Here is a 20,477-nt window from a genome sequence, read left to right as displayed (position 1 = left end):
TTAATCATCATGTGGAATACCTTTAATGTGCAAAGACAGGTGCTCCTTATTTTTTACTCCTTCAATCCACCCATAATTCGCATCGGATTTATCATCAAGATCTTTTATGTATGGTTTGATATCAAGTAAGGGGGTTCCATCGAACACATCCAGCCCTGAGGTATAAATTCTATTTTTAATAATGGTTTTAATGCGAACAACGTTTAATCCGATAGGATTAGGGCGGACTGGGGATCTGCTGGCGAAAAGGCCTACTTTTTTCCCTCCAGCCCATGGTGGCGCAACCACCATTTCTGCTTTCCGATTTATCCGATGTGCATAATAAATAACATAAATATAATAAAATTTTTTGAGTTCGTTCAACCCATCGAGATATTGATGGTTGATCTTTATATAAAATTCTCCTTCGTCCGTATCTATAGGCTGATAGGGCGCATTATCCCGATATGGCGTTTTTATTGTCCCTATCTGTTCAAGTTTGTAATTAAATTTTTCCTGCATATTTACCTTTCCTCCCTGGAATCTATCAATTTAATAGTCAATCTATAGTTACCACCTCTGTTGCAGAAGGTTTTAAGTATATCATTCGTTTATTATCACCCGATTTTTATTTATCACAATTTTGCCCCTATGAATATCATTATTCCCGCCCCGATTCTAACACATAAAATTTGAAATTGCTTATGTCTCATGAGCAGATACTTTAATTTTTTTCTTGCATTTTTTTATAAAATAAAAAATGATGGATAATATCTATTTTAATGATGGTTATCCTTGACATACGAATTTAAATCACTTAATGAAAGGCCTTAATTTACAGATATTTATTATCTATTAAGAGGATATTATGGCAAAAGGCAAAACAGTCAAACATTTAATTGACAAAGAATGGTGTAAAGGGTGTGGTATCTGCATTCACTTTTGTCCCAAAAACGTACTTGAATTTGACAAGCACGGGAAGGCAAAAGCGGCAAGGCCTGAAGATTGCATCGCATGCAAACTTTGCGAACTTCGATGCCCTGATTTAGCAATACAAATCATAGAAGAGCAGGAAGTGGAACATGAAAAACAAGAATAATATCAGGTTTGTCCAGGGAAATGAAGCCTGTGTAGAAGGCGCTATCTATGCCGGGATAGATTTTTTCGCAGGATACCCGATCACTCCGTCCACTGAAATAATGGAACATCTTGCAACACGGCTTCCCCAGAAAGGCGGCAAGTTTATCCAGATGGAGGATGAGATTGCATCAATGGGTGCAATTATTGGCGCTTCGCTCACAGGCAACAAGGTAATGACGGCCACATCCGGCCCGGGCTTCTCCCTTAAACAGGAAGCCTTAGGCTATGCCTGTATGGCTGAAATTCCCTGTGTTATTGCCAATGTACAGCGCGGCGGCCCTTCAACAGGCAACCCAACCCATGTCAGCCAGGGGGATGTAAATCAGGCCAGATGGGGCACTCACGGTGATCACGCCATTATTGCTCTGACGGCATCCAATCATCAGGATGTCTTCAAAATAACGGTTGATGCCTTTAACATGGCTGAAACCTATCGAACCCCTGTAGTCCTCCTGCTGGATGAAGTCATCGGGCATATGCGCGAAAAGCTTGTGATTCCCGAACCAGGAGAAATCCCGGTAGTTGAACGTCTTAGAACTTCTGTCAAAAAAGGGATTGATTATCACCCATACCTTCCAAGAGAGGACGGCAGGCTGCCCATGTCCGATTTCGGCGCAGAACATCGATATAATGTCACGGGTCTCTTCCATGATATGTGGGGGTTTCCCAACAACAATCCAGAAGTCGTCAGCGAGCTTCTGCGACACCTTGTGGATAAAATAGAAAACAATGTCCATGAGATCAGCATGCATAAAGAATACTGGATGGATGATGCGGAATATATACTGATCTCCTATGGATCATCTGCCAGATCCGCCATTCATTTAGCGAGAAACAGAAGATCAAGGGGTGTAAAACTTGGTGTTCTTGAACTGCAAACCCTCTGGCCCTTCCCAACTGAAATGGTCAAAGAAAAATGTGCGGGTGCCAAGGCTGTTATCGTGGTTGAAATGAACATGGGACAGGTGGTCACCCAGGTAAAAAATGCGGTTGACAATCCCCAAACTGTTTTCCTTGCCAACAGGATCGATGGACAATTGATCTCACCAACCGACATTAAATCCCTTTTGAGGATGATCCAGGGGAAGGGAGTATAACATGACAAAACAAGTATTTAATTTTAAAGACTATATTCGGCCAAGGTTCTTTCCCCATATCTGGTGTCCCGGCTGCGGCCATGGCATTGTTTTGGGATCTTTGCTGCGGGCTGTTCATGAACTGGGTCTTGATAAAAATGAAATCGTAATAACCTCAGGCATTGGGTGCTCATCCAGAATTTCAGGATATGTTGATTTTCACTCTCTTCATACTATCCACGGAAGAGCCCTTTCTTTTGCAACAGGTGTCAAGCTGTCAAAACCCCACTTAAAAGCCATTGTTCCCATGGGTGACGGAGATGCCCTTGCCATTGGTGGTAATCATTTTATCCATGCAGCCAGGAGAAACATTGATATCACAGCCATTGTTATGAACAACAGGATTTACGGTATGACCGGCGGGCAGTTTTCTCCTTTGTCCGGCCTTGACAAAAAAGCGACAACAGCGCCCTATTCAACCATTGACAGAAACTTTGATGTGGTTGAACTGGCCAAAAGTGCCGGCGCAACCTTTGTTGCCAGATCCACTGTTTTCCATGCCAATGAATGCAAAAACCTTCTTAAAAAAGGTATTTCCCACAAAGGATTTTCCGTTGTAGAAATCCTGACACAATGCCCGACCTATTACGGACGGAAAAATAAGGAAGGAGACGCCATCCAGATGATGGAAGGTTATAAGACCAACACAGTTAAAATAGGATCCAAAAAACTGGAGAAGAATCCTGATTTGATCCAGAGAGGAATTTTTATTGAGAATACGGATATCCCTGAATACTGTGAGGCATATGATAAAATAATCGAAACAGCAATGAAAGGAAAAGCATAATGGAACGTTCAAGATTGGTCTTTTCAGGTTCAGGAGGACAAGGCGTCATAACAGCTGCCATCATCCTTGCCAAGGCTGCAGCGATTTTTGAAAACAAAAGTGCCATCCAGTCCCAAAGCTACGGTGCGGCAGCAAGGGGCGGGTCCACCAGAAGCGATATTATTATTGATGATTCTGAAATATATTTTCCAAAAGTGATCCAGCCAAATATTCTGGTCTGCCTGACCCAGGAAAGCTATAATAAATTTTCTGCCATCATCAGACCCGGCGGCCTGCTTTTAGTGGATTCAAAATATGTCACCATTGAAAAAAAAGTGGATGCCAAACATATCGCTCTTCCCATGTATGATACTGTGATAAAAAAAATCGGCAAACCCATTGTGTTCAATATCTGCATGCTGGGAGCCCTGATTGGTGTATCCGGGCTTATCAAACCTGCATCCATTCTGAAAGTTCTTGAAACTACGATCCCTGAAGATTTTATGGAAATGAATAAAAAAGCCCTGAGCCTGGGGTTGGAAATGGGTAAAAAAGAAAAATATTAAAAAACAGACCATGCCCAGAATAAAAAACAGCCCGCCTTCTCTTGTTGCAGACTGGGACACCCTTCACAGGGTGTTTATCAGACCCGAAGATGAGAACAGCAGGAAGACCCTTGTCAAATATATGGAACAGATTCTGTTTGGTCTTCATGATTTTTTAAACAGGCATGTCGGAGTGACCGAAGAAATCAGCCTGATTAAGCTGGCCGAAGAGTACACAGATACAAGGATCAACAAAAACCCGCAAAAAAAACTGGCTGATGTGATCAAGGATATCATTGATGAAATTGCCCCCAGGGCTGTCAATATAACTTCTCCTTATTTTATCGGTCACATGACGTCTGCTATCCCTTTTTTCATGGTTCACTTAAAAGCCATCACTGCCGCTTTAAACCAGAATGTAATCAAACTTGAAACCTCAAAGGTCTTATCCATACTGGAAAAACAAATCCTTGCCAAAATACACCGGCTGATTTTCAACTTTGACGACCATTTCTATCTTAAGCATGTTCAGAACACGGAAACATCCCTGGGTGTTTTCACAACCGGCGGAACAACAGCAAACCTTACCGCTCTGTGGGTGGCCAGAAACAAAAGTTTCTCCCCTAAAGAAAACTTTGAAAGCATAGAAAAAAATGGTTTTTTTGAGGCTATGAAAGCCCACGATCTTGAGAGAGCCGTGGTCCTTGTCTCAAAAAGAGGCCATTTTTCCCTAAAAAAAGCCGGGGGTATATTGGGACTGGGAAACCAGAATATTATCCCCATAGATATCGATTCAAACCGAAGCATTGACCTGGTAAAACTTGAAAAAAAAATCAAAGAACTTCAGGCAGACAAAAAAACAAAAATCGTCGCCATCATCGGTATTGCCGGTGCTACTGAAACAGGGATTATTGATCCCTTGCCCAAACTTGCAGATATCTGCAAAACCCGGGGCATTCATTTCCATGTGGATGCAGCCTGGGGAGGACCCGTGCTTTTATCTGAAAAATACAGGCATCTTCTGAAAGGTATTGAAAAGGCGGATTCTGTCACCATTGACTGTCACAAACAATTTTACATGCCCATGAGTTCGGGCATGGTTTATTTCAAAGATCCCAAAGCCCTGGATCAGATTGTATACCATGCAAGGTATGTTAACAGGCCCGGCAGTGTTGATCTGGGGATAAAAACCCTTGAAGGATCAAGAGAAGCCAACTCTCTGATCCTTGACAGCGCCCTTAAGATTATGGGTTCAAAAGGATATGCACTGATGATTGAACATGGAATTGAAATAGCCGGGCAGTTTGCAAAAATGATTGAACAAAGACCTCTCTTTCAACTGGTTACCAAGCCCCAGTTGAATATCCTGACGTACAGGATTGTTCCTGTGGATATGCAGAAAAAACTGGAAACTGCTGATAAAAAAGAACGGCAAAGACTTAATGCCTTCCTGGATGACATCAATATTAAAATCCAGAGAATTCAAAGGGAAGCAGGGTTTAGCTTTGTATCAAGAACCCGGCTGAAAACCTCACTGGATAACCATTACAACACTGTTGTGTTAAGATCTGTTATTATGAATCCAATGACCAATGTTGATATTCTGAATGAGATCCTTGACGAGCAGGAATCCATTTTTCATAATCTTTAAACGCCCTGAAAGAATTCTAACCAACACCCGTTTCCGGTCTGTTTACCTTACACTCGCTAGTGCCTGAACGATTTTTTAAAGTTCAAAAGGCCTTTCATTTAACGGCGGAAACTGCGGGCAAATATGTCCTCAAACAGTCCGCCGTTTTAACATTCCAGGCCTTTTAAACTTTCACAAAAATCGCAGGCAATCCGCTCATTGCAAGGCAATCAGACCTCCACTGGGCATCCATGCCCGACTGCGAAACACTCCGATGAATTGGCTATTTAGCTGTCTTACGAGTATTATATATTTGCACAAAACTCCACGAGATTACTGCAAATTCTATGACTATGTAAACTATCACAAAAACCCTAAACGAATAGCCGACGAAAAATTGCAGGCCAATGTCAATATAAAAAATCAAAGCAGTAATGAAGAGTCCAGCAGCGACATTTAGATCTGGTGTTCCTGGTAGAGTTTGTGATGTTTTATCATGCTTCGTTGCTGCAAAACAAAGCAAAGTGTTAAGGATGGCGACGGGAAGAGTCGCTCCGATGGCAAGGAAAAGTAATTTTGACACCGTTAGAGTCCGATATAAGTCAGGGTCGACAATGTAAATCTCAATCATCGCTGGCCCGATGAGCGCGAGAAAAGCAATCATTCCTAAGGAAAGTACTCTTACATCAGTTTTTCGAATCTGTTCAAGCAAATCGCTGCCCACCTTGAATCCCTCCATAGCTAACGCTGCGATCAGCGGAAAATAGCCCGCGGGCCTAGTTTTCCGCTGAATTGCATGGTTAAGCCTCTTCTAATTTTTGCCTTACCGCATTAAAGATGTAGTCATGCAAAGGCGTCACAGGCTCCTGACTGAGCCTTTCAGTGAAATGCGCAGTTACGTCCATAAAAGAACCAGAGCCTTTGTTCCATAGAAACGTACTAACGAACAAATGAAGTCCGAGAATCCTATTTTGGGATGATATCTTCAACTTTGATTGGAGATCAGCTAGGATTACATCTTTGTTTCGAATCAACTCATCAAATACAACGCCTATATCGTCCCCACGGTAAAGTTTCTGATCAAAATCGTTCAACCTTTCTATTGAGAGTGCAACAAAGCCATATTCATTTTCTTTTGTGGCTATTTTAGACGCTAATTGAGAGAGGGTTCTATCGAAGTTTCTGCCAATATTCCTTAAAGATGCGGGACGTTTGCATTCGTATCTTATCAGACTTGTTGCGTATGATATTTGGATGTCATCAAAAATTTCCTCTATTTGAAATCCAGCCCGTTTCAGGAATGCCGCCAATATGAATTCGAATTGTATATCACGGCCCTCCGAGTTGAAAATCTCTGGGTCTTCTTCAAGATGATAAGGAGGCCCCATGCACATTGACCGAATCTTTTTAATTGGAAGATGATGGACATTTAGCATTTTCAAGTATGCTATGGCTTGGTTGAATCGTTTCGCTTCATAGGAGGTCAAAAAGATTTCACGCTCCGGGAAGTCTCTTGTGACCTTGTTGGTGTTCGGGTCGTAATTTTGGGCAACGATTTCGAGTCGTCCCTTTATATCGGCGAACCTATTACTATCAGAAGGTCGGGCAACAGAGACCATCCATTCGTAGTTTTGTAAGAACTCTTGCCATAAAGACGTTATATTTTGGTGTTGATCATATTTCATTGGTTCATAGTGGCTTAACAAGTAATTGAGCGGTTACCCCCATATCTTCCATATTTGAATGATATGCGATGTAAAACAATTTGAGATATTGATCAGTAATGCAATATCAAATTAAATTTTGTTTGTATATATGTAAAGATGCCTATTTTTCAAAAAAACCTGAAATAACGCTCACTTTACAAAAGCTTCCCAGTTAAATATATGGGAAATTGACACAATCAAACGGACAATTATGATTTTGTTACGTCAAGTTGGAGACTTAGCATAACCCAAATTACAGATAGATTTTTGGCTTTGGATTTTATTCAGGAGGTCGGGGTATGGTTGCAGGGAATCGTTGATTGGGCATCTGTACAGATTCTTAATGCAGTGGAGCGTTAAAACCGGTAAAGTGTCTGAGTGAAACGAGTTTTTACCGGTCAGCGCAACGGAATTTAGAAGCTGTAAGAGGTCCAATCGGATTCATCGCAAGCATGCCCCGTACCCCGGCCGGGTTAAAGCAAAACAACCCCTTCAAACTTGTAAGTTTTACTGCCAATATAACAGATAACCATAACAAATTTTGTCTTGAGGTCTTAAGACCCGGGACCCTGAGGTTTCAGATTTTCTTGCTTATTGTTTATAACCGATCATTCTCAAAAACCCTTTGCGTTTTTCAATATCTTCCTCGGTTTCAATACCCTTGGATGAGAATCCGTCTATGACTCCGAGAATTCCCCGGCCCTGATCTGTCTGGGCAAGAATTACCTGAACAGGATTCGCTGTTGCACAATGGATCCTGGCAACTTCAGGTACATTTTTAATAGTATTGAGAACATTAATAGGAAACATATCCTTCATAAAAACGATAAAAGAATGACCGGCTGAAAGTGCAAAGGCATTTTTCTTTGCCAGCTCTATCATCTCCTCATCTGTACCGCTGTGCCTGACAAGGCACTCCATGGATGCTTCACAGAATGCAACACCGAATTTAGCATTGGGCACTGTACAGACAATGGCCTCATGGATATCCTCAATCGTTTTTATAAAATGGGAATGACCAAGAATAAAATTTAATTCATCCGGATTTTCAATGGTTATGGTTTTTAGTTCCATTTTGTCCTCTCTATCTATTTAATTGGGGTATAAACCATTCTTTCTTTCTATATGCCTGATCCTGGCTTTTTGCCACCAGTTCACCCGTATTCTTATTATAAATTTTAATATTATACAATGCTGTCCGCCTGCCATTATGTTCCTCTTCTGCCTCTGCAACCAGATGATCTCCCGGATAGCTGGGTTTTAAAAAACAGATGCTCACATTCAGGGCAACTGCAACTTTGCCGTGAGAATTGCAGGCGGCTGCAAATGCCATGTCACTGATGGCAAAAATAATACCGCCATGGGTTGTGCCGTGAAAATTGGTCATATGGTCTTTAACGATAAGGGACACACGGCTGTAACCGGGTTTAACAATTTCCACCTTTGCTCCAAGATACTTGGCAAACGCATCTTTTTGAATATGATCATTGATGGCTTGCTGACGGGTTTTATCATCCATGTTGTCCTCCTGAATATTGACTCTTCCAGTGTATTATAATCCAAGCCCCCCCGGGTTCATAATGTTATGGGGGTCAAAATGTTTTTTTATGGCCCGCAATACATCCATCTGCTCTGTGCCCAGATGCTTCTCCATAAAGGGCGCCATCATTCTGCCCACCCCGTGATGATGGCTTAATGATCCAAAATTTTCTTCAATTTTTTCTATGATGCCCCGCTGAAACAATTTGAATTCATCCACATCCTGCATCTTTGTAATAAAAATAAAATACAGGTTGGTTCCCTGGGCATAAAAATGGGATGCATGGGTCATGCAAATGGTGTGGGAATGTTTTTTGATGTACCCTCTTACAGCATGATAAAGTGATTGAAGATGGTCCCAGGTAACGGACGCCTCAAGAGTATCAATCAGTACACCAAAGTCATTTAAGGCATCCCGCATATAGGGATCTGAAAATCTTCCCTTTTGCCATTTTTTCATGGGATATCCGGTTAAATAAAGTCCCTGATTTGTTTTACAGATTTTTTTAATCTGTTTAAATAAATTTTTTGAAAAGCCATTTTCCCCGTCTGTCTGGCCCATTAAAAGACACCGCGACCCAGGTTTCAAGCCCTTAAATCCCATATATTTGTCCGGCAGGCTGCCCTCAAGGCCGTACATTTTCATGGCCACATCCGTCTCTTCAGGATCAGACAGCCGAAGGATGGAGGGCATGCCAGACTCCGCCTGGCTGATCTGTTGTGCTGCATTGATGGCAGTTTCAAACTTTGGAAACATGAAAGTGAACTGTCTTGCGGTTTCAGGTTGATATTGAAAAATCTTCATGGTTACACCAACCAGCACCCCAAAACATCCTTCAGATCCTTTCATGATATCATTGATCTTAGGCCCTGTGGCAGTTGCGGGAAAATCATGGGTTTTAAAGGTGCCTGTCGGAGTGACATACTCCTGGCTGATCACCAGGTCGCAGGCATCTCCATAATATGATGATGCCTGACCCGAACCAAGGGTAACCACCCAGCCGCCAACCGAAGAGAATTCAAAACTCTGGGGGAAATGACCTCCGGTATACCGCCTTTCTGCATTCAGTTTTTCAGGGGCATGATTTAACAAGTCTTCATACTCAGGGCCCATCATACCCGGTTCAACCGTAATGGTATGATTGACTTCATTAAATTTAATCATTTTATTCATGTGGGTATTCATCACCAGGGTAACTCCACCTTTTGGGCAGGTAAGCCCTATGGTGACACAACTTCCGCCGCCATACACATGGACAGGGATTTTCTTTTCACGGCAAAGGGCTACGATTTTTATGATGTCCTCTTTACTGCGCGGACGTAAGACAATATCACAAATATTTTCAATTTTCTCCTGTCTTAAATCAAAAATATCTTCCATGGATTTACCAGTGGAATATTTCAGCCGGGAATAGGTATCAAGAAAAAGGTTCTCCCGCCCGACAATGGTTTCAAACAGGGTAATATCTTCTTTCGTAATCCTTGTTTTCCGCGTGTTTTCAACAGTCTTGTTCCCCAAGTTGACAGGGGTTTGAAAATCCGCATTTGAAAGTCCGAGCTCCTCTTTTATGATACTGAAAAATCCCTGGCCTGGATGTTTAAATCGATCCTTTGCTCCCCATTTGAATATGGACCTGAAGGTTTGCTGATCCGGTTCTCTTTCCAGCCAGTCCGGTATAAAATCATATTTTTTCATTATTTGGGATATCCTGTTATGTCACGAATTTGTGAATACAAGGGTTCGAGAGCCCCGTACATCTTAGCATAAACCCTTGAATACAAGGCCTTATAAATCTGAACATGCTTTTGGTTGGGTTCAAAAATTTTTTTCATATGGACCATATTCCCCACAGCCTCATCTATGCTTGAAAACCATCCAAGGCCCCTGGCCACAAGAATGGCTGCCCCCAGGCCCGATGTTTCATGGGTCTGCCCTTTAACCATGGGAAGATTGAAAATATCTGCCGTTATCCTGCAGATCTCATCGCTTTGTGATGCACCGCCTGAAACAGCGGCTTTTTCTATTTTTATCCTGGTTTTGCCCTGAATTTTTTCCAACCCCTCCCAGAGGGCAAACCCCAGTCCTTCAATAACCGCACGGTACACATGATCTTTTGTATGGACGTCCCCGAATCCGATCATGGCACCTTTGGCATCGGGATGATCCAAGCCCGGCCCCCAGTAAGGCTGTACAATAAGCCCCATGGCCCCGGGTTGAGTTCTCTCAAGGCATTGATTTAACACTTCTTCCGCCGGAATACCCTTTTTTTTTGCCAGGCTTACCTCTTTATGCGCAAACTCTTTTTTAAACCATGTAATCATCCAGAATCCGCGAAAAATCTCCACCTCAGGATTATAAAACCCCGGAACCGAAGCCGGGTATGCAGGCAAATATTTTATGGGCTCAACATATTTTTCAGACAAGGTCTGAACCGTTGCTGTCGTACCAAAGCTTAAGCTTGCCATTTCGGAATTTACAACCCCTGCCCCCAAAGTTTCGCATCCTTTGTCAGATCCGCAGGCAATCACGGGAATACCTTTTTTAATTCCGCTTTGCTGTGAAGCCGTGGTGCTGATCCTGCCTAAAATCTCCCCGGGCGGCACAAGAATCGGAAGTTTATCTTTTTCAATGGGAAACAATTTTCTTGCCAATTGATGTTTTTTTGCCCATAAGTGTTTTTTATAACAAAACGGAATATGCCCGATCTGTGACGCCACGGAATCTGCAAAATTCCCGGTCAGCCTGTGGTTTAAAAAACCTGAAATCTGAAGATACTTATGTGTTTTCTCCCAGATTTCAGGCTGATTCTGCATGATCCAGTTACATTTGCCCTGGGATTGAATACCATCTATCTTTTTTTTCAGGCCCAAAATATTGAGGCCGATATTTAAAGGCACTTTTTGCCCCCAAACAGGTTTAGATCTTCTCTGATCCAGCCATATGATTGCAGGCCGCAGGGGAACACCTTTTTCATCCACATTCACCATACTGGCTCGCTGGGTTGTTACCCCTACCCCGGCGATGGATTCAAACAATTTCGAGTTTAACTGCTTTAACTTGTGACAGGCCTTAATAAGACTGTTCCAATAAAGTTCAGGGTCCTGTTCTGCCCAACCGGGATGCTTGCAAAAATAGGGTTCATATTCAATCTGAATCCTTGCGAGCACCTCGCCCTTTTGAGAAAAGAGAATGGTTCTAAGGCTTTGGGTTCCACAATCAACTGCAAGAATTGTTTTTTGCTCCAAATCAAAGCTCCCTTTCTTCAGGCGGAGAATAATATGTTTCCCATAGTTTTATATAGGCTTTCTTCTCCATATTCCACTTTTTATTGTCCCATGAAAGATAAGGTTTGCACAAGGTTTCAATCCTGTCCAGCAATTTTTTCCCACCTTCGGGAAGAAGCAGGCCGATCCTGACCCGCCGCAATAACAAATCGGAAAGATGGCAAATATTTTCGTATTCAGCTGCATAACAAATTTCCGCCCAAAGGCTTTTTGTGTTTTCAATCGGACTGAACAATTGTTTGTCGTACTGCCTGATCATTTGACAGCCAAAAGATCCATACCGGCCCAAAAGCCTTTCCTGGACATTTTTTGATCCGTTCTGACATATTTCATCACAAGGTTGGCCTTTTATCTTTTGTCCGGAATTTGGGACCGCTGGTTTTGGCAGGTATGATTTTGCCGCCTTTAATGCATCATTGGCAAGCATTCGAAACGTAGTGAGTTTCCCTCCGGTAACAGTTATAAGGCCCTTATCCTTCCATACCACATGTTCTCTTGACTCCCGCGATGCCGCCTTCTTTTTTTTGCTTAATACCGGTCGAACCCCGGCAATCGAAGATATGCAGTCCTTCAAAGACAAGTCAAGATCCGGCAGAATATGACTTAGTCCATCCATTAAATAACGGGCTTCCTTAATGGTCACAAACGGCTCCATTTCCATATCCTGATCATGATCAACATCTGTTGTGCCCAACAGAACCGATCCCTCCCAGGGAAACAGAAAGACAGGCCGCAAATCCTGCGGGTGGATAAAACTGATAACCCGGTCCAGGGGGAATATACTTTCGGGGAAAACCAGGTGGCTGCCCCTTAACGGCCGTATGTGAAATCCTTTCATCGGAGATGGATGAAGGGTTTCTGCAAATGCACCGGTGGCATTGATCAGGACCTTTGTTTTGATTTCAACTGATGTTCCGGATGTTTCATCCATAACGTTAACCGCAGCCAGATGTCCTTTCCGATCCCTTTCAATCCCTGTCACTTTTGTATAATTCAGTGCTGTCCCGCCTAAAAGGCACCCTTCGTAAATCAGCCTTAATACAAGCCGTGCATCATCCACCTGGGCATCCTTGAATCCAACAGCCGATACCAGGCTTTTCTTTCTGATTCCGGGAATTTTCTCTATGGCCTGCGCTTTTGTATAACTTTTATGCTGCTTTTCCCGAGCCATGAAACTATAAATGGAAAGACCGATTTTCATGGATGATCTGGAAGGACCATAATCATCAAACACGGGCATGATAAATTTCAAAGGGGTAATAAGTCCGGGGTATTGTTTCAATAATCGTTCCCGCTCCTTTACAGCCGCTTTTGTTAAGAGAAACTTTCCCTGTTTAAGATATCTTAATCCCCCATGAACCATTTTTGACGACCTGCTTGACGTTCCCCAGGCAAAATCCTTTGCTTCGACAAGAAGCATACGATACCCTTTTTTTACGGCCTCATAAAAAATACCGGCCCCATTGATTCCGCCGCCAACTACAATCATATCATATTCTTTATTTATATCAGAAAGCTTCATCTTATAACCTGCCATATCTTCTCTGCACGAATCATGATCTTTTCAACAATGGACTTTACATCCATATGGGTTTGTTCCAGTGCCTTAATCAGGTCCCTGTAGTATGTCAATGAAGCGGTTCTGACATTTTTTTTTTGAAAATAGATCTCTCCCAGGACTGCATAGAGCGGTTCAAAATCATTTAAAATCATATTAAAAACCGGATTGTTTGTTGCCTTAACCATGAGCATCTGCAATCCCCAGTCATATCCGGCATAGGCATCGGGTCGATCTTTTAAGGTCTTTGATTTTTTAAGATAGTTTAAAATCTTTTCAGGACTGTTGGATACGGCTTTCTGAGCGATATTGGGAAACATTGCGGTTCTGACTTCCAGTAAATGAGACACCATGTCTGTGGATAAATTCTTACCATATCTTGCCAGGGACCCTAAGATTCCAAGCCCGCCGTTTTCCAGATAATCATTCACCTTTGTCGGCTTGCCGTGCCGTATGGTGATCCATCCTTCCTTTGACAGCCGTTGCAGGGTCTCCCTCAGCGTAGGCCTTGTCACCCCAAGTTCAGTGGCAAGAATTCTTTCTGCCGGAAGCGCTTCACCGGGTCTATATTTTGATCCTAAAATCGCTTCCAGCAATTGTTTTTCAGCAAATTCAGCAGGTTTTAATAATTTTTCTACCAAGGTTCCACCTATTTCATATGAATAAATTAAATTTTATCTGGTAAGAGGTCATACCAGTTATTTTAAAAAGAATCAAATTTAACGGTAACGGATAACCCTTTAGCCCATTGCATCCCTTTTTTTCTTTCGAAAATTAAATTTAGATTTTTGAGATATTTTAGTCCAAGCGATATCGCCTTCTTTTTTAGTCACATGATTTTGTTTATTTAAAACCCCCCAAATAATTACGCCCACAAGGAATGCAACTCCATTCATGACAGTCCGAGAAGCTCCCATCCGTTCCAATAAAAAGCCTGCACAGGAGATGCCTGCAAGACCCATTATTAATGCCGAAATTTTAGGAAAAAAGGGGATAATGTATAAGGATTGTCCACATTTTTCACATTTTTCAGCTGATTCAGAAATAGCACTTTGACATTTTTTACAATGTGGCCATATCGCTTTAATTTTAAATTCATTTACGGGTATAAGTTTGGAATTGCATCTATCACATTTTACTTTCTCAGGGGCATACTCATCTATGCATTCGGGACAAATTTTATCCACTTTGATTTCCTCCTCTCAGTTATCGCAACAAAATTCAGAACACAAAATAATGCCATTAGAATTTAACATAAACAATTCATGATACATGTTATGCCTTCCCACAACTGGAGATATTACACAATATTTTTTTAGAAAATATCAAAATTTGTTACGTCAAGTTTGAAATAGAAATTATTCCCTTGTTTCTGTTAAAAGGGTTCAGATACGTAATGCGTACAGTTTTGAATCCGTTAAAGGGCCACGCCATGCTTTAATGAAATTTTTTCAAACATGACAACAATGCCGGCAGCAATTCCATATACAATATCTATCGTGGCGTTCATATCGGCCGATGAATCAAAAAACAGGTGAAGATCAGATGCCAGCCCGTCTTCCGGTTTCCAGTAGCAGATCAGCATAGGAAATTTGGGCAACGGATAGAGGACCAGTGATATATCGGATTCATAATGATTCTCTACCTTTTTGCCATTAAAAATAAGGATCAGGTCTTCAAACAGGCGGGTATAGGTATCTGCAATTTTTTTCAATGGTTTTTCCGACCGCTGGACAAACAGGCCATTCCTTTCATGACCGCCTTCAAGCTCTCTGAAGGGTATCCATTTCCCTGTCAGGGGAACACCTTTGCAGTGAAGTACATACCCCAGAACAGATGCGGAAACCCAGGGATTGATATGGATATCCGAAAACATGTTGCCATCACGATCAATGGAAAACCGTTTGCCAAAAATCCTGATGGTAAGCTTCCCCTTTGAAAAAACGCCCCCCACCCTTTGGGCAGAAAATTCCAGATCACAGGATTTTATTTCATTTTTCAGGTCTGCCAGCAAGGATTCACGATATGCTTCAATTGTCATTTTTTTCTTTTGTCTGCCCTGATATTGTTCAATCACTTCCCGGCTTAAAACCGGGCATTGATTAAGGGGCTTATCTCCTAAAAAGACCTTTGAGGCAAAGGCAAGACAGGTTTGCTCATTACATTTCCTGCAATTGGATTTATCCAAAAGCTTAAACACTTCCATGGCATTGGCAAATTCAGACATATGATATTCCTCTTTTTAAAAACCTTTTTATATTATGATATCCTGAATGGCAACCACAAGATGACTTTTTTAAAAAATCTGCCGGGGTTTACAAAATGTGTGCTTGATCTTATATTATTCCAAATCAAACTAAACCTGAAAATTAATATGGAGCAAACCATTGAAACAAATAATTGTTCTTGCAACCAGAAACAGGGGAAAAACAAGGGAAATCAGGGAGCTTTTAAAAGACTTTCCCATTGATATCAAAAACCTTGATGATTTCGGCCCTATCCCTGAAGTCATTGAAGATGGAGAAACCTTTGATGACAACGCCTATAAAAAAGCCTCGTTTACAGCAAAGATTTTAGGACATCCTGCCATGGCTGATGACTCCGGGCTTTGTGTTGAAGCACTTGACGGTGCGCCAGGTGTCTATTCTGCCAGATATGCAGGCGATAATGCATCGGATGAAGACAATGTTAAAAAAATGCTGGATGACTTGAAAGGCAAAGAAAACCGGGATGCCGCCTTTAAGTGTGTCATTTCCATAGCAGTTCCCACAGGTGCCGCATTAACCTATGAAGGGGAATGCAACGGTGTTCTTACAAAAGAACCCGCTGGTGACAACGGGTTTGGATATGATCCCCTCTTTTTTTATCCTGACTTTAATAAAACCTTTGCTCAACTGAGCATTCAAAAAAAAGGGCAGGTCAGCCATCGGGGCAAAGCATTAAAGGAAATTGCAAGTGAAATTGATAAAATCATTAAGTGGATTGATATGAATATGCCAATATTCAAACCTGTTGAATACAAAGGAGGTAATTCATGAACCCATCATCTTTTAAAAACCTTGTAAAAGAGAACAGATCCTGCCGACGGTTTGACAACTCCCATAAAATTGACGAGAAAACCTTAAAGGAACTGGTTGATCTTGCCAGAAACTGTGCATCGGGTGCCAATATGCAGCCCTTGAAATATGTGATCTGCTGCGATGAGAATAAAAATGAAGAGATCTTTTCCTGTCTTGGCTGGGCCGCATATCTCAAAGACTGGAAAGGCCCTGTAAAAGAAGAACGGCCTTCCGCCTATATTGTCATCATGGGTGACCACACTATTTCCGACAAATTCTGGTGTGATCACGGCATCGCTGCCCAGACCATGCTTCTGGGAGCAAGGGCTATGGGGCTTGGCGGATGTATGTTCGGCTCTACCAATATCAAGAAGCTCAAAGTGTTTCTGGATATCGGGGATCACCTGAAAGTCAAACTGGTGGTGGCTTTGGGAAAACCGGTTGAAGAGATCCAGATTGATGAATTAAATGAAGCCGGGGATATCAAATACTGGCGCGATGAAAACCAGATCCATCATGTTCCCAAAAGAAAACTTGCCGACATTATCATGGGTTCATGGTAAAGCAAAAAAAAATTCTTCTTGTAAACCCCTCTTGTCTTGATACAAGAATTTCCGGGGAAGATGCCCACATCGTTCCCATAGGGCTCTACTATATTGGGGCGCTGCTAATTGAAAACTCATTTGAAACAAAACTTGTCAACCTGGCAGATGGCAGGGACGACCCTGTTAAAGTGTTTAAAAAACTTGTCACAACCGAACAACCGGATGTTATCGGGTTTTCCGTAATCAATCCGAACCGCTGGAACGCAATGGAATGTGCAAGAGCAGCCAAACAGTTCAACCCGGATATCACCATTGTTTTTGGCGGGCCTGCACCGACCTTTCTTGCCCGCCATCTTTTGACTGCCTGTCCTGACATTGATTTTATTGTTGCAGGAGAGGGTGAAATCACCTTTCTTGAACTTATAACTCAACTTGAAAATAAAAGCATTGGGCCCTTTAAAAATATTAACGGTCTTGTCTTTAAAAAAGATAACCGCATTGTCCGAACTTCTACAAGGCACCGGGTTGAAGTACTTGACACACTGGTTCACCCGTCTAAATATTTTATATATCAGCACCTTGCCATGTCACGGGGCTGCCCCGGCAAGTGCACCTTTTGCGGATCACCAAAATTCTGGGGAAATCAAACGCTAAGGTTTCATTCTCCAAAATGGTTTGCCGATGAAGTGGAAAGTCTTGTAAAAAAAGGCGTTACCCATTTTTATATTTCAGATGATACCTTTACAACGGATAAGCAGCAGGTGATTGAGTTTTGCGATCATATTATCAACAGAAAGCTTAACATCACCTGGAATGCTATTTCAAGAGTGGATGCCATTGATGAGGACATTCTTTTTTCAATGAGAAAGGCCGGATGCATACAATTGAGTTTCGGCGTTGAATCAGGGTCTGAAAAAATCCGAAAAATTCTTGGCAAGCCCATTAAACGTGACAAAATCATAAATACTTTCTCCCTGACCGCATCCTATGGCATACTGCCCCGGGCCTACTTTATTTATGGCTCACCCGGAGAAACAGACAAAACCATACAGGAAAGTATTGACCTTCTAAAAGATATCAGGCCTTTGAGTGCCATATTTTATCTGCTGGTCATTTTCCCGGGGACCTATCTGTATCAAAAAATGGTCAACCAGCACTTAATATCTGATGATATATGGTATCAAAAGATAGAAGACATTCCCTGGTTTGAAGTGGATGATCATCTTGATTTTGCAAAAGTCAAAGCATTTGGCGATCGTTTAAGATCTGAATTTTACAATAATCTTGATGCCTTTGCCCGGCAAGTGGATCTTGTCAATATAAAAGAATTAATCCCCTTTCATGCCGACTTTCTATCCAGGCTTGCCATGACATTTTCCCATGGAGAATACGCTGCCGACATCCGGATCAAAAACCAGGACAAAACAGCACAACTGCTGTATACTAAAGCATTATCATTTGCTCCGGATTCCAGAGCATTTTTAGGGCTTGCCATGCTGCACCAAAAACAGAGAAATTTTAATGATGCGATTTCCATTTTGGAAAAAGGGTTGGAGCATTCACCTGAAAATAAAAATTTAAATATCTGTATGGGGGTCTGCCTGATGAATACGGGCCGGTTTAAACACGCATTGGACTTCTTTGAAAAATTTGGGGAAAGTCCCGAAACAAACCACTACATTAATATTTGTCATCAAAAAATATCAGGACACTAATATGACCGAAAAAGAAAATTATAAACTTGTCAATATTCAAAAAAAGGAATTGAAACTTCGGGCAGTGCGCCATGAAATCCTTGTCAGTGACTCTGAAAAAGCCCTGGAATTAATTCTTGATGCCCCGTCACCAGCCACAATGGTACAGTCTTTTCCAGACCAGGACCTCTATTATCTCATGCACAAAATAGGACCCTCTGATTTCATCCCCGTCCTGTCCATGGCCACGTCGGAACAATGGGAATATATCCTGGATGTGGAAGCCTGGGACAATGACCGGCTTGATCTTGAATATATGACAAAGACATTTGATCTGCTTTTCCAGGCGGATCCCAAAAGGCTTCTGCGATGGGTCATCAAAGAAAAACCTGATTTTTTTGAATTCTATCTGTTTAAAAACATGGACATCTGCGTCAGGGAACATGACGATCCAACCCCGGATGATTTTGATGATTATATCACCCTTGATGACAAATTTTATTTCCGGTTTCCCAACAAACCGCAACCCTCTGACGAAGACACCGATAAGACCCCAGATGACGACAGCCCAAAGCCAGAAGACAAACAGGACGCCTGGGAATTGATCGAAAAAATGGTAAGAACTGTGGCAGATATGGATCTGTCGGTCTTTCATGGGCTTTTACTGGAAACCCGATCTGTACTGCCGGCTGAAGTCGAAGAAGAACAATTCCGGCTTAAAACCATCCGACTGGCTGAAAAAGGATTTTTGCCAACCCATGAAGCCATTGGCATTTATCAGCCCACCCGACTTTCTTCACTTCGCAAACGGCCGGACAATTCTCTTTTCAGGCAAGAACCGTTTGATCCGGAGATTCCCTTACCCCCCCAGTTTTTCTCTGCATTTATTGAAGGAGATGACCTGTTTGTAACCTCCCTTAAATTTTTCGATTCTACGGTCATCCTTCATCTGGAATCCGAGCTTGCCGCATTAATTAATAAAATTATTTCTGCCGATAAAGTGAAAATTCAATCCAGAGATATTCTGGGAAAAGTCATTAAAAAGGCCTGTGCGTATCTAAATCTCGGGCTCGAGGTCATTCTGAAAGGAAACTGCAAACCAGAGCTTGCCAAAGAGGTTATCCAGGAATATTTTCTTGAAGACATCTTCAGAACCGGCTCAAGGGCGGGCATCACCCTGAAGACAAAAGCACTCAACTGGTTTAAACAAAGCTTTGCCAACAAGAATCATCTTCCCCTAAGTTTTTTTGGAGAAAATTATTTAGGCATAATAGGCGGTCTATTCCTTGAGCGTCCATTGTATTATGACAATTATGCATCCGGCAAAGAAGTATATCGGAATTTCAGCTCCCTTTCAGACATTTTCCAGACCAGCAGAACCCTGGAACAAGTCATCGCTCTGGATACAATGCTGGACAAATTAACCGTAGATATCACCTCTTTTAAAGAAGGCATCTTAACCTATAAAACATTAATTTTAACCCTGTGGACAAAAGATCGCCTGAACCTGGAACCCACCCTCAAACCCATTAACACGACCACTTTCAAAGAGTTTTTCATTGCCCTGTTTTCATCCACGGACACCGGCAAAACCGGACAGATACAATTAAACGACCTGATCACCTGGACAGCAGAAGCCACCGGCATAAACGAATCAAATCTGACAAAAGAATTTCTTGAGGTCTTAACAGATTTAATCAAAGAACTTGAAGAGGAATACAGCGCTGTCTCTCCCAAAAACATTGATCCCAGATTTATCCCTCATTTTTTACTAAAGGATGGGTAGAGCCAGGCCAAATTTTCTTGGAAGATTCATGCGAACATGACGCTTAAATTGAGTAAAAAACTGTCTTGATATTGGGGTCCACCGTAGACATCCGGATCAGTCATCCAAG

At 42.0% G+C, this 20,477-nt stretch carries 20 protein-coding genes; 9 read left to right on the top strand and 11 right to left on the bottom strand.

All coding sequences use genetic code 11. The annotated features are described in order from the left end of the window. The gene (gene tsaA, locus HGJ91_RS04595; protein ID WP_291346527.1) at positions 1-501 is read right to left on the bottom strand and encodes a tRNA (N6-threonylcarbamoyladenosine(37)-N6)-methyltransferase TrmO; all 501 of its coding nucleotides are present in this window, start codon (positions 499-501) and stop codon (positions 1-3) included. A 346-nt stretch (positions 502-847) separates the two neighbouring features. On the opposite strand from tsaA, the gene HGJ91_RS04590 reads away from it, so the two are divergent. Genes HGJ91_RS04590 through panP form a run of 5 tightly spaced genes read left to right on the top strand, consistent with a single transcriptional unit; the run spans position 848 to position 5,217 of the window. Next, positions 848-1,078 carry a ferredoxin family protein gene (locus tag HGJ91_RS04590; RefSeq protein ID WP_291346526.1) on the top strand — a complete coding sequence of 77 codons (231 nt, stop codon included), beginning with the start codon at positions 848-850 and terminating at the stop codon, positions 1,076-1,078. After that, entirely contained in the window at positions 1,062-2,216 is a 1,155-nt protein-coding gene (locus HGJ91_RS04585) for a 2-oxoacid:acceptor oxidoreductase subunit alpha (RefSeq protein WP_291346525.1), read from the top strand. Before HGJ91_RS04590 ends, HGJ91_RS04585 begins: the two co-directional genes overlap by 17 nt. 1 nt (position 2,217) lies before the next feature. Then, the gene (locus tag HGJ91_RS04580; protein WP_291346524.1) at positions 2,218-3,042 is read left to right on the top strand and encodes a 2-oxoacid:ferredoxin oxidoreductase subunit beta; all 825 of its coding nucleotides are present in this window, start codon (positions 2,218-2,220) and stop codon (positions 3,040-3,042) included. Beyond that, positions 3,042-3,587 carry a 2-oxoacid:acceptor oxidoreductase family protein gene (locus tag HGJ91_RS04575; protein WP_291346523.1) on the top strand — a complete coding sequence of 182 codons (546 nt, stop codon included), beginning with the start codon at positions 3,042-3,044 and terminating at the stop codon, positions 3,585-3,587. The genes HGJ91_RS04580 and HGJ91_RS04575 overlap by 1 nt, the downstream gene beginning before the upstream one ends. A gap of 10 nt (positions 3,588-3,597) precedes the next feature. Further along, positions 3,598-5,217: a pyridoxal-dependent aspartate 1-decarboxylase PanP gene (gene panP / locus HGJ91_RS04570; protein ID WP_291346522.1), complete on the top strand. Its 1,620-nt coding sequence runs from the start codon at positions 3,598-3,600 to the stop codon at positions 5,215-5,217. Positions 5,218-5,479: 262 nt separating this feature from the next. Here panP and HGJ91_RS04565 read toward each other — a convergent pair whose 3' ends face one another. The 10 genes from HGJ91_RS04565 to HGJ91_RS04520 all read right to left on the bottom strand — a co-directional run bounded on the left by HGJ91_RS04565 (position 5,480) and on the right by HGJ91_RS04520 (position 15,511). Next, positions 5,480-5,920: a hypothetical protein gene (locus HGJ91_RS04565; protein ID WP_291346521.1), complete on the bottom strand. Its 441-nt coding sequence runs from the start codon at positions 5,918-5,920 to the stop codon at positions 5,480-5,482. 76 nt (positions 5,921-5,996) lie between these two features. Continuing rightward, positions 5,997-6,881: a hypothetical protein gene (locus HGJ91_RS04560; protein ID WP_291346520.1), complete on the bottom strand. Its 885-nt coding sequence runs from the start codon at positions 6,879-6,881 to the stop codon at positions 5,997-5,999. A gap of 612 nt (positions 6,882-7,493) precedes the next feature. Then, a complete protein-coding gene (locus HGJ91_RS04555; protein ID WP_291346519.1) occupies positions 7,494-7,976 on the bottom strand; it encodes an adenosine-specific kinase in 483 nt (160 codons plus the stop codon). A gap of 10 nt (positions 7,977-7,986) precedes the next feature. Next, entirely contained in the window at positions 7,987-8,421 is a 435-nt protein-coding gene (locus HGJ91_RS04550; protein ID WP_291346518.1) for a hotdog fold thioesterase, read from the bottom strand. A 33-nt stretch (positions 8,422-8,454) separates the two neighbouring features. Next, the gene (locus tag HGJ91_RS04545; protein ID WP_291346517.1) at positions 8,455-10,137 is read right to left on the bottom strand and encodes an FAD-binding oxidoreductase; all 1,683 of its coding nucleotides are present in this window, start codon (positions 10,135-10,137) and stop codon (positions 8,455-8,457) included. Continuing rightward, positions 10,137-11,687 carry an FGGY-family carbohydrate kinase gene (locus HGJ91_RS04540; RefSeq protein WP_291346516.1) on the bottom strand — a complete coding sequence of 517 codons (1,551 nt, stop codon included), beginning with the start codon at positions 11,685-11,687 and terminating at the stop codon, positions 10,137-10,139. The genes HGJ91_RS04545 and HGJ91_RS04540 overlap by 1 nt, the downstream gene beginning before the upstream one ends. Before the next feature lies 1 nt (position 11,688). After that, positions 11,689-13,263: a glycerol-3-phosphate dehydrogenase/oxidase gene (locus HGJ91_RS04535; protein WP_291346515.1), complete on the bottom strand. Its 1,575-nt coding sequence runs from the start codon at positions 13,261-13,263 to the stop codon at positions 11,689-11,691. Continuing rightward, on the bottom strand, positions 13,245-13,925 hold the full coding sequence (gene fadR, locus HGJ91_RS04530) for a fatty acid metabolism transcriptional regulator FadR (RefSeq protein ID WP_291346514.1): 681 nt from the start codon (positions 13,923-13,925) through the stop codon (positions 13,245-13,247). The genes HGJ91_RS04535 and fadR overlap by 19 nt, the downstream gene beginning before the upstream one ends. Before the next feature lie 99 nt (positions 13,926-14,024). Next, positions 14,025-14,471, bottom strand: a complete 447-nt coding sequence (locus HGJ91_RS04525) for a hypothetical protein (protein ID WP_291346513.1) — start codon at positions 14,469-14,471, stop codon at positions 14,025-14,027. Positions 14,472-14,701: 230 nt separating this feature from the next. After that, a complete protein-coding gene (locus tag HGJ91_RS04520; RefSeq protein WP_291346512.1) occupies positions 14,702-15,511 on the bottom strand; it encodes a DUF3786 domain-containing protein in 810 nt (269 codons plus the stop codon). Positions 15,512-15,671: 160 nt separating this feature from the next. On the opposite strand from HGJ91_RS04520, the gene HGJ91_RS04515 reads away from it, so the two are divergent. Genes HGJ91_RS04515 through HGJ91_RS04500 form a run of 4 tightly spaced genes read left to right on the top strand, consistent with a single transcriptional unit; the run spans position 15,672 to position 20,368 of the window. After that, positions 15,672-16,322, top strand: coding sequence for an XTP/dITP diphosphatase (locus HGJ91_RS04515; RefSeq protein WP_291346511.1), 651 nt, complete (start codon positions 15,672-15,674; stop codon positions 16,320-16,322). Beyond that, on the top strand, positions 16,319-16,906 hold the full coding sequence (locus HGJ91_RS04510) for a nitroreductase family protein (protein ID WP_291346510.1): 588 nt from the start codon (positions 16,319-16,321) through the stop codon (positions 16,904-16,906). Before HGJ91_RS04515 ends, HGJ91_RS04510 begins: the two co-directional genes overlap by 4 nt. After that, positions 16,900-18,603 carry a radical SAM protein gene (locus HGJ91_RS04505; protein WP_291346509.1) on the top strand — a complete coding sequence of 568 codons (1,704 nt, stop codon included), beginning with the start codon at positions 16,900-16,902 and terminating at the stop codon, positions 18,601-18,603. Before HGJ91_RS04510 ends, HGJ91_RS04505 begins: the two co-directional genes overlap by 7 nt. Before the next feature lies 1 nt (position 18,604). Next, complete coding sequence (locus HGJ91_RS04500; RefSeq protein WP_291346508.1) at positions 18,605-20,368, top strand: DUF6178 family protein; 1,764 nt, start codon at positions 18,605-18,607, stop codon at positions 20,366-20,368. Positions 20,369-20,477 lie beyond the last annotated feature (109 nt).

Origin of the sequence: Desulfobacula sp., from assembly GCF_014237455.1 — a bacterium.
GTDB lineage: Bacteria > Desulfobacterota > Desulfobacteria > Desulfobacterales > Desulfobacteraceae > Desulfobacula.
The sequence above is the reverse complement of the archived record's forward strand: the minus strand, read 5'-3'. Positions and strand labels throughout refer to the sequence as shown.